Below are 14145 nucleotides of genomic sequence, written 5' to 3'. Positions count from 1 at the left end.
CTCGATGCCGCAGCTATCGGCGCAGCCTGGCGAGCCTTTCCGCCAGCCCCGAATAGCGGCGGTCTTGCGTGCTGTTCTTGACGGCGATGGCGAGGGCTTTGCAGGTGCCCACCAGCACCACGAGGCGCTTCGCCCTGGTGATGGCGGTATAGAGGAGGTTTCGCTGTAACATCACGAAGTGTTGGGTGGTGATCGGCATCACGATCACCGGGTACTCACTGCCCTGGCTCTTGTGGACCGAGATCGCGTAGGAGAGAACGAGCTCGTCCATTTCGTGCTGCTCGTAAGTGACGCGGCGCACGCCGTCGGGCTCCACGAACGCAACCACGACTTCCTGGTCCTCTGGGTTCACTTTCACCACGCGGCCGATGTCCCCGTTGAACACCATCTTGTCGTAGTTGTTGCGGACCTGCATGACCTTGTCGCCCTCGCGGAGCACGAACCCGCCCATGCGGATCTCCTGTTTGCCATGGCCGGCGGGGTTGAGGGCGTCGCGCAGCACTGTGTTGAGGTTTTCGACCCCGGTGACCGTCCTCCGCATCGGCGCCATGACTTGGATGTCATCGATGGGATCGCACTTGACGTACGCCGGCAGACGCCGCGTAACGAGGTCTCTGACCAACGCCGCGACCTTCTCGGGGTCTTCCTCCGCTATGAAGAAGAAGTCGGCCTTGCCACCCTCCGTGAAGCTCCTGTTCATGAGAGGCATCTCGCCCCTATTGACGCGGTGGGCATTCGTCACGATCATGCTCGTCCTCGCCTGTCTGAATATCTCCGTGAGCCTCACCACCTCGACCGTGCCTGATGAGATCGCGTCACGGAGCACGGATCCGGGCCCCACAGACGGCAGCTGGTCCACGTCGCCCACCAGGATCAGCTTGGCACCGGGCTTGACCGCCGCCAGAAAGTAGCTCATGAGCTGGATGTCTATCATGGATGTCTCGTCCAGGATTAGCACATCCGCGTCGACGGGAGCGCCCTCGTTGTGTTCGAATGACATCTGCCCTTGTCCGAAACTCACTCCGAGGAGCCGGTGGATCGTCTTTGCCTCACGCCTCGTGGTCTCGGCAAGCTTCTTTGCGGCGCGCCCGGTCGGCGCGGCAAGCGCTATCCGCAGACCCGCCGCCTCGAACACTCTCAGCAGCGTGCGGACTGTGGTGGTCTTTCCCGTGCCCGGACCACCCGTCAGGACGAGAACCCCGCTCTTTGTCGCCTTTTCCACCGCCGCCTGCTGCTCCGCGCTGAGCTGGACCCCGTCGCGGCGCCTCACTTCCGCCAAGAGCCTTGTCACGTCCACCGAAAGAGGGTTCGACGGGTAGCGAGCGAGTTCCGCAAGTCTAGTGGCCACGCTGGTCTCAGCCCGATAGAGATACGCCAGGTACACGGCTTTCTCTCCCCCGACCTCGTCTCGAACGATCGCGCCTCGTTCCTCGAGGTCCGGCAGCGCCTTCGCGACGAGGTCTCGTTCGACGCCGAGCACCTCGGCGGCCTCGCCAAGGAGCGCTTCCTCGGGATAGTATACGTGCCCGTCAGCGGCAAGCTCGTTGAGGACATACATGACGCCTGCGGCGACCCGCTCCGACGCGGTCGGCTCAATACCCAACTCAGCAGCGATCTTGTCCGCGGTCTTGAAACCAACCCCGTAGATCTCGTCCGCGAGTCTGTAGGGATTCTCGCGCACGGCTTGGATGGAGGCGTCGCCGTACCGCCGGAAGATCTTGATGGCAAGCGCCGGGCTGACACCGTGCCCCGCCAGGAACACCATGACTTTGCGTATCTCTTTCTGCTCCTGAAAGGCGCGGGCTATCGCGGCCGACTTCACCGGGCCGACGCCCTCGACCTCGGTGAGCCTCTCGGGCTCACGCTCGATGACGTCAAGAGCGTCGAGGCCGAAGTGTGATACCAGCTTCTTCGCGGTCGCGGGGCCGATGCCCTTTATGAGGCCCGACCCCAGGTACCTTTCGATGCCCTTCAGTGTGGCGGGAGCGATCGATTCGTAGCTCTCCACCTTGAACTGGCGTCCGTGCTTCGGATGGTCCACCCATTCCCCGTGAAGAAGGAGCTTCTCTCCCACTGTGATGAACGGGAACGTGCCCACCACTGTCACGGGAAGCGCCGGCCGGCCCGATGCCCCGCCGCGCGGCGCCTTCGCCTCAGGGACGTTCCGGCTTCCGTCGCGTCCGGTGTCCCATTCAGTGCACGTGAGCCTGGCCACGGTGTAGAAGTTCTGGTCGTTCCGGTATGTGATCCGTTCCACGGTGCCCTTGATCGAAGGCATGTCCAACCTCCGTGGCGAGCCGCTCCCTGGGCGTGCCGAGCCACTGCCTGGGAGGACGTTGGTGTCTTGGCTTCCTCATTTTAACATACACCGTGGACCGAGTAAACGCCGGCCGGCAGGGATGCCCACCACCCACCCTGCTCACCGCGCTTGCGGCGTTCGCAGCCACGGTTCGCGCAACACGGCTTGCTCCGTCCGGCGCTCTCCAGTCCCGCGACCCTCATCACGGTGCGATCTCGGACGCGCCGTAGGCCGCCGGCGGTCCGGGCGCCACGCCGTCGGCACCCGAGGCGCCGCTCCCGGAATCTCCTTGGGTGCCCTCAGACGTCGCGGGAGCGGCTCTCCCGTCGCCGGACGGGCCCGCTGGAGCCTGGGGACGCCCGGGAGATTCGAGCCTCTTGCCGGTCGCGCCGAGGATTCCGCTCAAAGGGACGAACTCGAAGCCTCGCGACATGAGCTCCTCTATGAGGGCGGGCAGCGCATTGGCCGTCTGCTCCCGCACGTGCAGCAGGACGATCGCTCCATCCTTCGCGGCGGACACCACACGCCGGACGATGGCCGCCTGACCGGGGTTCCTCCAGTCATCGGGGTTGAGAGTCCACAGGACCGTCGCGGCGCCCTCGTCTTTCGCTATCCGCCGGACCTCCTCATCGTAGCTGCCGTACGGCGGGCGAAACCATCTCGGTGTGACGCTGGCGGCGGACCTAACAGCTTCCTGCGTCCTGGAGATCTCGCGGCGCACGGCTTCGAGCGGGAGCGTCGTGAGGCGCGAGTGTGAGTAACCGTGATTCCCCAACTCATGCCCTGCCGCGACCACTTCGCGGACGATCGAGGGGTAGCGCGCGACTTGGCTGCCGATGAGGAAGAAAGTGGCCTTCGCTCCGTATCGTTCGAGGACCGAGAGGATCCTTCTCGTATATACGGCGTCGGGGCCGTCGTCAAACGTGAGGGCGATCCTGCCCGCGGAAGGCCGCTTATCAAGCCCACGAGGATCGGCAAGATCGCTCTCCTGACCGTCTCTCGTGGGCGAGACGGGTCCAGAGGCCACAGACGTGATAACGACGACAGGTGTGGTCAAGGTCGCGACCGGCAGCCCGGCCTGGGGAACACCATCCGGAGCGCCCGCTGTAGGAAGAGGGTCACTCTCGGACACCGCGAATCTCGGAAACGCCGGGGCCAACGAGACCGGGCTTGGACACGTCACCGGTTCCTCGTCGCACGAGGCCGCCGGCACCGAAACGACCACTCTCTGAACGCCGTTCGTTAGGACGACCGCCCTCGACGTCTCGTTCCACTCGACCCAGCACCCCAGGATCGTTGCGAGCTCCCTCGCAGGGCAGTACGCCTGGCCAAGCACTATCACGCTCCTTGTCAGGTGCCCGTCCACCAGCGTGCCGACGCCCGGCACCCAGTGCACTATTGCCCCGTACGCCTCCGCCGTCGGTCTGACCGGCACCATCATGCAACCTTCGCGGATGAAGCCGAACACGTGCAGATCCGGAGAACGCACGATATCGAGCGTCTCCACGTAGGTCTCCACATGGACGTCGGACAGCGGTGCCGCCTCGACCGTCTCTGACTGCGCGCCCGCCAGCGCCCCTTCGCAGCCGAACGGCGCTCCCACCGCCGCCACCGCCAGCAAAGCGGCGATCACCAGCCTGCGCGCAATGTCGCGGCCCGCCCCGCCTGGACCATGCGGCGCTCGACTCAGTCGAAGGGTCCCGGCCCCCATCGTGTTGCGGCGCCACCACGCCGTCCTCGAAACGCCGTTCTCCCCAGCCGTGTCTCGATGTCCCTGCCACGACTCAAGCTCAGCCACAGCGAAACCTGCCCCCTCTCAGATTCACGTCTGCTCCGCTCCGCGAAACGCCCGCCCTTCTGGCACTTGCCATGGCGCCACGCGGACCTACCCGGCGCCACGCCAACCTCATTAATCCGTATGCTTGGACGAGGCTTATATGCCTGAGGATCGACGTGTCGTAACCGGGAAACTGAGTTCGGAGGGATCACGAGTTCCGGGTGGGCGAACAGCCGTGGTCTGGCGGCAGAGTGGTGACAGCGGCAACAGAAAGACGGCAAGAAAAAGACCTCATCGTCGTGACGAGCGTGACGAGGTGAAGGGACGCCGCGGGGCTCCGGGCAATGCGACCGCGTCAGACTCCCGGTCAGTGACCGTTCGCTCGCGCCGATTCCGAGGTAACCGTGGGCGTGTGCGGGAAGTGCGGGCCCTCACCGGTGCATGGGGCAAGCATACTCAAGTCACGCCATACTCAGGCTCAGGCCGGTGACAATCACCCCGGCAAGGACCGTACCCAGGGAGATCGCGGCAAAGGCCTTCCTGATGCCTATGCCGAACAGGAACGCGGCGACTGCAGCCGTCCAAGCGCCGGTGGACGGAAGCGGCACAGCCACGAACAGCACCAGCCCGATCGGGCCGTATTTCTGAACAATTCGGCTCCTTGCCCTCGTGCGGGTGAAGAACCAGTCGGTCGCGTGCCGGACAGACGCGAATCGCCGTAGCCAACTCGCGGCGTACCGAAGGAAAAGCATCACAGGAACCACGGGAACCAGGTTCCCGAGCACGGCCACAGCGCATGTCTCGAGTGGGCTCATACCCAGCGAGATGCCCAGGGGAATGGCGCCGCGCAGCTCGATGACGGGCATCATCGCAGTAAGAAACACGAGAGTCTCCCTGGACACAATGGAGACCCACTCACTCCAAGACTCGACCAATAGAGATTCTCCTCTCTCAGCTTCGTTCCGATGTATCGGTCCTTCCTCTCTTTCCGCGTTCCACCCCAAACTCCTCCCGCGTTGACCTGCCTTCCTTCACGCGTCGCCGCGCGCGTCGCCGCAACGCCGGAGGAGCCTGTGCACCGGTCTTGCCGGGTCAGGACATCCGGACGAAAAGACGGCGGGGCGCACCGCGCCCTGCCGCCAAGCGCTCGCAGGAGGAAAGCGTCTTCTCGCCCGTGACCGTCAACCCGTCCGGTCTACCGATAGTAGAATACCTGTAGCCTGTCGCCGACCACCGTACCGGTGCGGGCGAGCACCCCCTCGGGGAGCTCCACCACCCACCTCGCCTCGCGCACCACGGGACCGGCTTTTCCCGGGACGAGCGGCGAGAGAACACACACTACCGTGCCGGCGTCGTTCGCGTACGCGACGTCGATAGCGAACTTCATCCCGAAACTGTGAACCCCCAGGCACGGCCTTATGACGAGCCCCTCCCCGTCCCTCAGCGAGGTCCTTCCGAGCAGCCCGCGCGCGCGCATCTTTCCCGAGAGCGCCAGCTCGGCCCTGGTCGCCAGCGCGACCGAGCGGGTCACATTCACCACGGCGACCTTTGAGCGCGTCGCCCGCTCCTGTCCTTCGTTGATGTCCACTCCTGATGGCAAGACCGAAGAAACGGCGTTCCCTATGGCGCCAAAGCACGCGCTGCCCGTCATCGACAAGGCCAAGTTCCACCGCCTAGTCTCCATCTTCCGCCCCGCCCGCGTAATGATGGACCCATCAGAAAGTCGTCATGAACGTCGTCGCCACCTGGATTATGGCCGGCCCCAGCAGCACCACGAAAAGCGTGGGGAATATGAAGAAGACCAGCGGGAAGAGCATCTTGATCGGAGCCTTCATGCCCGCCTCTTCCGCCTGCTGGCGCCTCTTCGTTCGCACCTGGGCCGACTGTATGCGGAGGATGTTCGCTATGCTCACCCCGAGCTGATCCGCCTGGACGACTGATGCTATGAACGACGTGATGTCGTCGATCTTGACGCGCTCCGAGAGCTCCCGGAGGGCGTCCCTCCTTGGCTTTCCCATGCGGATCTCTTGCAGCAAGAAGGCAAACTCCTCGGCAAGGGGCCCTTTCTTCCTCTCAACGACCTTCGCGAGGGCAGCGTCGAACCCCAGCCCCGCCTCAACGCTCACCGTGAGGAGGTCGAGCACGTCCGGGAGCGACCTGCGGATCTGCTTCTCGCGATCCCTCTTCTTCGACTGTAGCATCATCTCGGGAACGAGCCATCCAAGGGCTGCCAGCACGAACGCCAGCAGCGCGGCAGTGCCTGGACCCAAGCGAAGCGCAAGCCCGAACCCGGCCAGCGGGATGATCGCAAGCGTGATAACGCGCATCAGGATGTAGTCGCCGGGCGTCATGTTCCATGGGTTCCCGGTAACGTCGAGCTTCTCCTTGACCGCGTCCACGACGTGTTTGGGGGTGACAGATATGATGAGATCGTTGACGAACCGCACCACCGGACCCAAGAGCCGCTCGCTGAGCGGCCGAGCCAGCTTCTTCTCGCGCTCACTGGGAACGCGCGTGAGCACGGCTAGGCGCTTGAGCCGTTCGTCCGCAGTGGGTTCTCGCTGACCCATCCCCATGGACCACATGGCGATCGCCGTTACGCTCACAAACACGAGCGATGACACCAGAAGAGCCACTCTTCCGCTTCCCCCCTACGCCCTACACCTCGATAGTGACTATTCTCCTGATCACCATCGCCCCAACGGCCTCGCCGATGGCGGCCATGACGATCATTACCCGTCCTATCGGATGGGTGAACAGCAGCATTATGTAGCTTGGATTCATAGCATAGAGTAGGAGCCCGAGCGCTACGGGCAGGATCCCGATGATTATCCCGGACAGCCTGCCCTGCGCGGTGAGCGTCCTGATCTCGCCGCGTATCCTCACCCGCTCTCTGATCGTGTGGGCTATGTTGTCGAGCACTTCCGCGAGGTTCCCGCCCACCTGTCGCTGGATGAGGACAGCTGTAACCACGAGCTCGAGGTCCTCGCTCCCCACCCTGTCCGCAAGCGAGGTAAGGGCCGCCTCCGTAGGGGCCCCGAGGCTCATCTCCTTCATAGCAGCGGAGAACTCATCGGAGATCGGCCGGGACATCTCCCGCGATACCATGTCCATCGCTTGCAGGAAGCTGTAACCTGCCCGCAGCGAGTTTGCCATGATGGCGAGGGCGTCTGCTATCTGGCCGTTGAGTCTTCCCAGCCTCTGGCCTTGCTTCCACTTGATGTACATGTTTGGAAGGAACCCGCCCGCCATCCCAAGCGCCACGGAGACAATCACCGTCCGCGTGAATATGACACCGAGGACGAGCCCGGCGAGGACGGCAACGAGGTTGAGGACTACGAATTCCGACCCTCTCAGGGGAATGTCCGCTCGAGCGAGTTCCCGCTCTACCTTGTCCGCGTAGGCGCCTCTCTCAAACGCCTTGCCGAGGAATGCGAGGGCAGGACGAAGTGCCGCTACGAGCTGTCCCTGGCTCCTCGCGATCTGTCTTCTGCCCTTGCTCCCGGTCCCCGCGGCTCCGGTCCCGGTCCCGCTCCCACTCCCACCTGCGACCGCACCGCCGACGCCCCCGGTCCCGCCCGCCTGACGGCCGCCTGGCGTCTTCGAGGACGCGCCCCAAAGGCGCGCGAGACGCCACGTGCCAGACCGCCGTTCGCCGGCGGCCTGCAGTATGGCGTGCGCCACAAGGGCGACCGAGATGAACACGAGCGCCGACACCGCGGCAGCAAGTACGTGGCCCGGCATAACCTGCTCTCCTTCACTTGCGCTTTTCCCGTTCAGCCGTCCCTCATAGGAAATCCACGAACATGCCCGGTTGCAGCGGAATTCCCATCGCCTCGAACCGCTCCAGGAACTTCGGCCTGATTCCGGTGGCCTTGAACCTTCCGGTCACCCTGCCTTGCTCGTCCACGCCCGTTTGCTCGAAAACGTAGATGTCCTGCATCGTAATGACGTCGCCCTCCATGCCCTGGACCTCGGTGAGGTGCGTGATCTTGCGGCTGCCGTCGCGCAGCCTTGCCTGGTGCACTATGAGGTCGACGGCAGACGAGATCTGTTCTCGAATCGCCCTGAGCGGTAAGTCCATCCCCGCCATGAGCACCATCGTTTCCAGCCTCGCGAGCATGTCTCGGGGGGAGTTCGCATGGCCCGTGGTGAGGGAGCCGTCGTGGCCCGTGTTCATGGCTTGAAGCATGTCCAGCGCTTCGCCTGACCTCACCTCGCCGACGACTATCCTGTCGGGCCTCATACGCAGGGCGTTTCTGACAAGGTCCCTTATGGCGATGGCGCCCTTCCCCTCGAGGTTCGGAGGTCTGGCTTCGAGCGTAACCACGTGCTCCTGGCGAAGCTGCAGCTCAGCCGCATCCTCGATGGTGACTATGCGTTCGTCGTGGGGTATGAACGACGACAACACGTTGAGCGTCGTCGTCTTGCCACTGCCTGTGCCGCCCGAGACCACGATGTTCAACCTGGCCTTCACGCACGCGTCAAGGAATTGCGCCATTTCCCGCGTGAGGGTTCCGAACCTCACGAGATCGTCTATGGTGAACGGCTCGCGCGCGAACTTTCGGATGGTGATGCACGGTCCGACCAGGGAAATAGGGGGTATGATCGCGTTCACACGCGACCCGTCCGGCAGCCTCGCGTCCACCATGGGGCTTGCCTCATCTATCCGCCGCCCCAGAGGCGAGACGATCCTCTCGATTATGTGCATGACGTGATCCGCGCTGCGGAAACACACCCTCGCTCTCTCGAGCCTGCCGCTCCGCTCGACGTACACGTTGTTCGGACCGTTCACCATTATCTCGGTAACCGAATCGTCCTCGAGGAGGGGGGTGATGGGCCCAAGCCCGAGCACGTCATCGATGACCTCTGAGATCACCTGCGCTCGTTCCGAACGGATGAGTGGCAGCGGCTCCTCATCGAGCACCTTGGACGCCACCGCCTCCACCTCGCTCGCCAGCTTCTGTCTGTCCGTCGGCGAGTCGGTCTTGCGCAGCAGCTCGTTGTCTATCTCCTTCACGAGTCTTTCGTGGATCTTCTCCTTCAGCGCAGCGTACGGGTCCTCCTTCGGCACAGCGGGAGCCTGCTCAGGCTGCGCTGCCCCAGCTCCATCCAGCCGCGCGGACTCTAGCACGCGCAACACCCTGTCCTGCGGTTGGACGCCGCCGTGGAAGGCAGCCTGACCCTGCCCGAGGCGCGAGTTCGTCGCCGCCCCTGCCTGGCCGGGCCTCGTTTGGCCCTGTTTCGCTTGTTGCTCTTGCTGAGTCAGCCGCGCCTTCTCGAGACGTGCTTGAAGAGACATGGCTCACCTTCACCCGCCCGTGAAGAGGCTGAAGATCCGCCCGGGTATGCCCGCATGACGCCGCACACCGCGGCCCCCTGCGTCCGCTGCCGCCACGGCCAGCGGCGCTCCGGCAATCCCGACCGCGCCCGCCCCGGCCACGCTCACCGATTGCTGGGCTGCAGGCTTTTCATCGACATCCGCCGCGCTCACTTCCCGCGCCAGATCGCGTATCGTCTGGGATATCCTTGCCGACGGATAGCTCGTCACGAACGGCACGCCCTTGTTGACGGACGGCACGACCACCCTTCCGTCGCTCGGAATGTGAATGTCAACGGTCCTGCGGAGTGTCTTCTCTGTTTCCTCGATGCTGAGACCTATGTCCCTCGAGGACCGGTTCACTACCAATCTCACCTTTTCCTCGCCGTATCCCAGAGCTTCCATGATCTCCAGGCACAACCTGGCATTCTTTATGGCTGGGAGCTCCAAGGTCGTCACCAGCAGGATTCTGTCAGCCGCGTCTAGCGCGGCCAGGGTAATGTCGTTGAGGCCTTGAGGCATGTCGACCACGATGAAATCATAGCTCTCGGCAAGGAGCGACAAGATCGCCTCCACATGCTTGGCCGTGACTATCTCCGCCTGCTCCGGGCGTAGCGGCGACGCGAGCATCCTGACACCCGACTTGTGCGTGAGCAGGCACGCCTCCACGAGCTCAGAGTCGATCTCTTCCTCCTTCGCTATGTCGGCTATCGTGCGGATGGGGATGGAGTCGAGCATGATCGCCACGTCCCCGAACTGAAGGTCGAGGTCCATGAGGACCACGCTCTTTCGCCCGTGGCTAGCGAGCTCAACAGCGAGATTGGTGGCGATGGTAGTCTTTCCTACCCCGCCCTTGGTGCTGAACACTGCCACGATCTTTCCCGTCTTGCGCTGGGCTATCGGCACCGGGGCGAACCTCGCGCGCCGCTTCGCGTCCATCTCGTAGGCCCGGCGTATGGTGTTGATGAGATCGTCGGCGGAGAACGGCTTTATCAGGTAATCGCGCGCTCCAGCCGCCATGGCCTCTCGGAGGTACTCCGACTCTCCCTGCACCGAAATGATTATCACGGTGGTGGTGGGCACCTCCACCGACACGGCCTCCGTCGCCTCTATCCCGCCCATGACAGGCATGTTTATGTCCATGAGGACCACGTCCGGCCGGATCCTCTTCGCGAGGGCGATGGCTTCCTTGCCGTTCTCGGCCTCCCCGGCCACGACGAACCCGGGTCCGAATGACAGGAGCTTCCTCAGATTCTCCCGCGTTTCGGCCACATCGTCCACAATGAGAATCTTGATCCTCTGCTCCGACACGGTCGTCACTCCCCCGGCCCCCTCGCGGCCGCCGGCGCGGGTACCGGCGCACGCGATCCTTCGGGCTTCACCATCATGTCGCGCGTGACGACGTCACCCGCCCTCACCACTTTGGTGGTGATGAGGATGACTAGCTCCGTCTCGCCTCTCTGGAACTCCTCGCTCTTGAAGAGCGAACCGATGATGGGAATGTCTCCGAGCAGGGGGACTTTCTTTGCTACCTTCACGTCAGCGCTTTGGAGCAGTCCGCCGATGGCGATGGTCGCGCCGTCTTCCACTACGAGGTGCGTCGAAGCCCTTCTCACCTTCAGGGCGGGGACGACCGCCTCCCCTACGTCGAGAGCGTTGTTCCAGTCCAGGGAAGACACCTCAGGCTGGACGTCTATGACTATGCGGCCGCGCGCATCCACGGTGGGAAGCATGGTCAGTTTGATGCCGTACGGACGCCACTCGAACACGATCTTCCCGTCGCTCTGCCCCACGTACACCGGGATTTCCCCGCCCACGAGGAAATCCGCCTGCTTGCCGCTGAGCGTGAGAAGGGACGGCGCCGCAAGCACCTCCGCCACATCCTGGCTCACCAGGAGATCGAGGACTGCGCGTATAGGGCTCAGTCTCCAGATCTCCGCCACGGGGCTGCCCTTCGGAATGAGACTCCGCCACGCCTCCCATGTCTCCAAGTCACCGGGTAGGGGCGGGAGAGGCGGAAAACTCACCTCACCGAACAGGAACGACCCGGGCTCGATTCGTTCGCCGTTCACGCCGCCCCACGTCACACCGAGGTTCTTCAGGGAACCCCTGTTCACCTCCACCACATTCACCTGCAACAGGACCTGCGCGGGGTCGGTCATCTCAACGAGGTTCACGACATCTCTGCTGAACATGCCCGCTATCTTGTTGACCCTTTCGAGTTCGTTCTGCGACGCGACGCTGCCCTCGAGGAGCAGCTTGCCGTCAACCGACCGCACCCTCACGGTGGGCACGCCGATGTACTCGCTGACCCTGTCCTCGAGTCGCGGCTCTTCTGCTGCAACCTTCTGAGCCGGCGACTCCGGCGCGACCTCTGGCGCAGGCCCGGGCCCAGGCGCGGGCACGGGCGCGGCGGGCGCGGGCCCAGGCGCGGGCGCAGGCGTCTCCGGCTGCTGTGGTTCCTGATGCGGCTTTGGCGCTTGATGGGCCGGAGCCGCTTGTGCGGGTGCAACCTCCTCGACGCGGATGATGCTCACTACCTTTGGAGAGTACAGCCGCGCCACCGTCTCCGCGCGCAGCTTGGCATATTCGCTCTGCACCAGTCCTTCGAGGAGCACCGTGCCCTTGACCACGGTGATCTCGACGGCGGGGTCCCGCACAGCCGCCGCCACCATGTCGCGCAGCGCCGCATCGGGGTCGATCTCCTCGGGCACTGCTGAGGGCTCGCGCGCGGCGGGCTCGGATGCGCCAGCTGATTCTTCCAATGACTGCGCGGGCCCCTTCTCCGCTCCGTCCTTGACGTCGCGCTCACCGCTCGCTCCGCCAGCCTCACCCGCCGAAGCCGACCCTTGAACCTGGGGCGCGGCCTGGTCGGCAGCCACCGGCTCACCATCCTCCTCGCTCGCACCTGTGGCGGAAGGGGGCAGAGGCTGGCTCACCGAGACGAAGCTCAGCACGTTGGCCGTGAAGATCCTCGAGATCTTCTCGGCTCGCTCCGCGTCAAGAGCGCTCTCAACCTGTCCCTCCAGGATCACGGTGTCCTTGACTACCCGTACGGATACGCCCTGAACACCGATGGCCGACTCGACCTCCACGGCATCGATGGCGGGCGGCGGAGGTGGGAGGGCAGGGCGCCTAACCGTCAAGAGGTTGACCACCTTGTCCGCGTAGGCCTTCGCTATCCTCTCGGCCCTCTCGGAATCTCCATCGGTCTCGACGAAGCCATCGAGGAGCAGCGTCGATCTGGCGAACCTCGCGGTGACGCCGCTCATCCCGATGGTCTCTTCGATCTCGCGGGTGAGATCGGCGTTGTCGACGCAGACTCGGACGTTGTAGCTCGAGCGACCCGAGGCGTCCCAGACGTGGAGGGTGGTCCGACCCTCCTTTTTCCCGTTCACTATGACCTCTGTCTTGGACACGACAACGACATCGGCGACACTGGGATCGGCCACCGCCACTCTCACAAGGTCGTTGACCTGTAGGATCCGCGACTCCCCGACCACCACTGCGAAAGTGCGGTTCGCCACGGCCGCGCTTGGCTGCAACGCCTGTGGTGTCGGTCCTTGCCCTTGTGCCTGCTCCGGCTGGGCCTGCCAGGCGCCGACCGTTTCATTTGCGGCCGAGGCCGGGGTCGCCATGAGTAGCGAGGCGATAGCCACGGCCACGAGGGCGGACCTTCTCAGACTGACCGATCTCCTTCCACTGCGGTAACAAGGTAAAATCATTGTTTGGTCGCCTCCCCGCTATCACCCAAGGAGACAAAGGTCCTTTGTGATCCCTTGATGACCTCCACCACCTGGGGCTCGGGAATGGGAATGACCGTGCCGGCGGATTGAGGAGGAAGCGATGACGGCCCGTGCGCCACAGGGGTTGGGGGAGCCTGGCGCGTTATGGTCACGGCGGGTCCCTGGGACTGCGTCCCAGGGGAGACCACAGGTGCACCGGACCGCGGGGTGCCCTCATCTGCCGGTCTGGGAGGCGACCAACCTTTAACCCCTCTCAAAAGATCGCGGGCGACAACGCCCGAACTCTTCGCAACGGAGGCGACGATGGGGCGCAGCGCAAGACGTATTCTCCCCATCTCTTCGGCGAGAGCCAGCTTCTCCGCTTCGGACGGAGTAACGGCCAGAGTGACGCTTGTGGAAACCTTCGCTTTGCCCTGGTTCTTGTCCTCGGTATCCTGCGCCACCGCAAGGACCTCTACGTCCTCGAGAGCGGTGAAGGCCACGTTTCCTGTCGCTGCGTCACCGCTCATGGTCACGACGACATCAACGCGGTCGCCCGGCTTCACGAATCCCGCCACCCCAACCACCTCATTGACCGCGATGGTCACGGCCCGCTTGTCGGGAGGGACTGAAGACACGAGGCCCACCGGTTCATCCTCACCGAACAGCCTGTCCATGACTATAGGCTCGCCCTCGAGTATCTCGTGCTTGGTGAACAACCCGATTACGTGCTCCGCGTCGCGCGCCGTCCTCGCGTGTACGGCGGTCTCTGGCACTTCTTTCACGTAGATCATGTCAGGCGTGATCTTGGTGCGGGGCGCTATCGTCACCTTGGCGGCAATCACCGGCACGTTCTTCACGCTGACGGGTTTGGGCTTCGCCGCGTTGCTGATATACACGTAGGTCATAACGGCAGCTAAGAGCCCGGGAATCAGGGCGAGCACTATCGTGAGCCTACCGCCCTTCATTTAGCCACCTCCCCTTTTCCTCGCCCGCGCAAACCTGCTAGCGCCCATCCGTGAGG

Annotated in this window: 10 protein-coding genes; all 10 read right to left on the bottom strand. The window is 64.0% G+C overall.

What is annotated here, in order from left to right; translation table 11 throughout:
• Window positions 1-13: 13 nt before the first annotated feature.
• The 10 genes from NUW12_04340 to cpaB all read right to left on the bottom strand — a co-directional run bounded on the left by NUW12_04340 (window position 14) and on the right by cpaB (window position 14089).
• On the bottom strand, window positions 14-2278 hold the full coding sequence (locus NUW12_04340; protein MCR4401999.1) for an ATP-dependent RecD-like DNA helicase: 2265 nt from the start codon (window positions 2276-2278) through the stop codon (window positions 14-16).
• Window positions 2279-2501: 223 nt separating this feature from the next.
• Window positions 2502-4097, bottom strand: a complete 1596-nt coding sequence (locus tag NUW12_04335) for a polysaccharide deacetylase family protein (protein ID MCR4401998.1) — start codon at window positions 4095-4097, stop codon at window positions 2502-2504.
• A gap of 440 nt (window positions 4098-4537) precedes the next feature.
• Entirely contained in the window at window positions 4538-5011 is a 474-nt protein-coding gene (locus NUW12_04330; protein MCR4401997.1) for a small multi-drug export protein, read from the bottom strand.
• Between the two features lie 260 nt (window positions 5012-5271).
• Window positions 5272-5760 carry a DUF192 domain-containing protein gene (locus tag NUW12_04325; protein ID MCR4401996.1) on the bottom strand — a complete coding sequence of 163 codons (489 nt, stop codon included), beginning with the start codon at window positions 5758-5760 and terminating at the stop codon, window positions 5272-5274.
• Between the two features lie 31 nt (window positions 5761-5791).
• A complete protein-coding gene (locus NUW12_04320; GenBank protein MCR4401995.1) occupies window positions 5792-6712 on the bottom strand; it encodes a type II secretion system F family protein in 921 nt (306 codons plus the stop codon).
• Between the two features lie 22 nt (window positions 6713-6734).
• A complete protein-coding gene (locus NUW12_04315; protein ID MCR4401994.1) occupies window positions 6735-7820 on the bottom strand; it encodes a type II secretion system F family protein in 1086 nt (361 codons plus the stop codon).
• 43 nt (window positions 7821-7863) lie between these two features.
• Window positions 7864-9378: a CpaF family protein gene (locus NUW12_04310; GenBank protein MCR4401993.1), complete on the bottom strand. Its 1515-nt coding sequence runs from the start codon at window positions 9376-9378 to the stop codon at window positions 7864-7866.
• 9 nt (window positions 9379-9387) lie between these two features.
• Window positions 9388-10716 (bottom strand): response regulator, encoded by a 1329-nt coding sequence (locus tag NUW12_04305; GenBank protein ID MCR4401992.1) that lies wholly within the window; start codon window positions 10714-10716, stop codon window positions 9388-9390.
• Window positions 10713-13121 (bottom strand): BON domain-containing protein, encoded by a 2409-nt coding sequence (locus NUW12_04300; GenBank protein MCR4401991.1) that lies wholly within the window; start codon window positions 13119-13121, stop codon window positions 10713-10715. Before NUW12_04300 ends, NUW12_04305 begins: the two co-directional genes overlap by 4 nt.
• Window positions 13118-14089, bottom strand: a complete 972-nt coding sequence (gene cpaB / locus NUW12_04295) for a Flp pilus assembly protein CpaB (protein ID MCR4401990.1) — start codon at window positions 14087-14089, stop codon at window positions 13118-13120. Before cpaB ends, NUW12_04300 begins: the two co-directional genes overlap by 4 nt.
• Between the last annotated feature and the right edge of the window lie 56 nt (window positions 14090-14145).

Source organism: Bacillota bacterium, assembly GCA_024653485.1.
In the GTDB taxonomy this organism is placed as follows: Bacteria; Bacillota; SHA-98; order UBA4971; family UBA4971; genus UBA6256.
The sequence above is the reverse complement of the archived record's forward strand: the minus strand, read 5'-3'. Positions and strand labels throughout refer to the sequence as shown.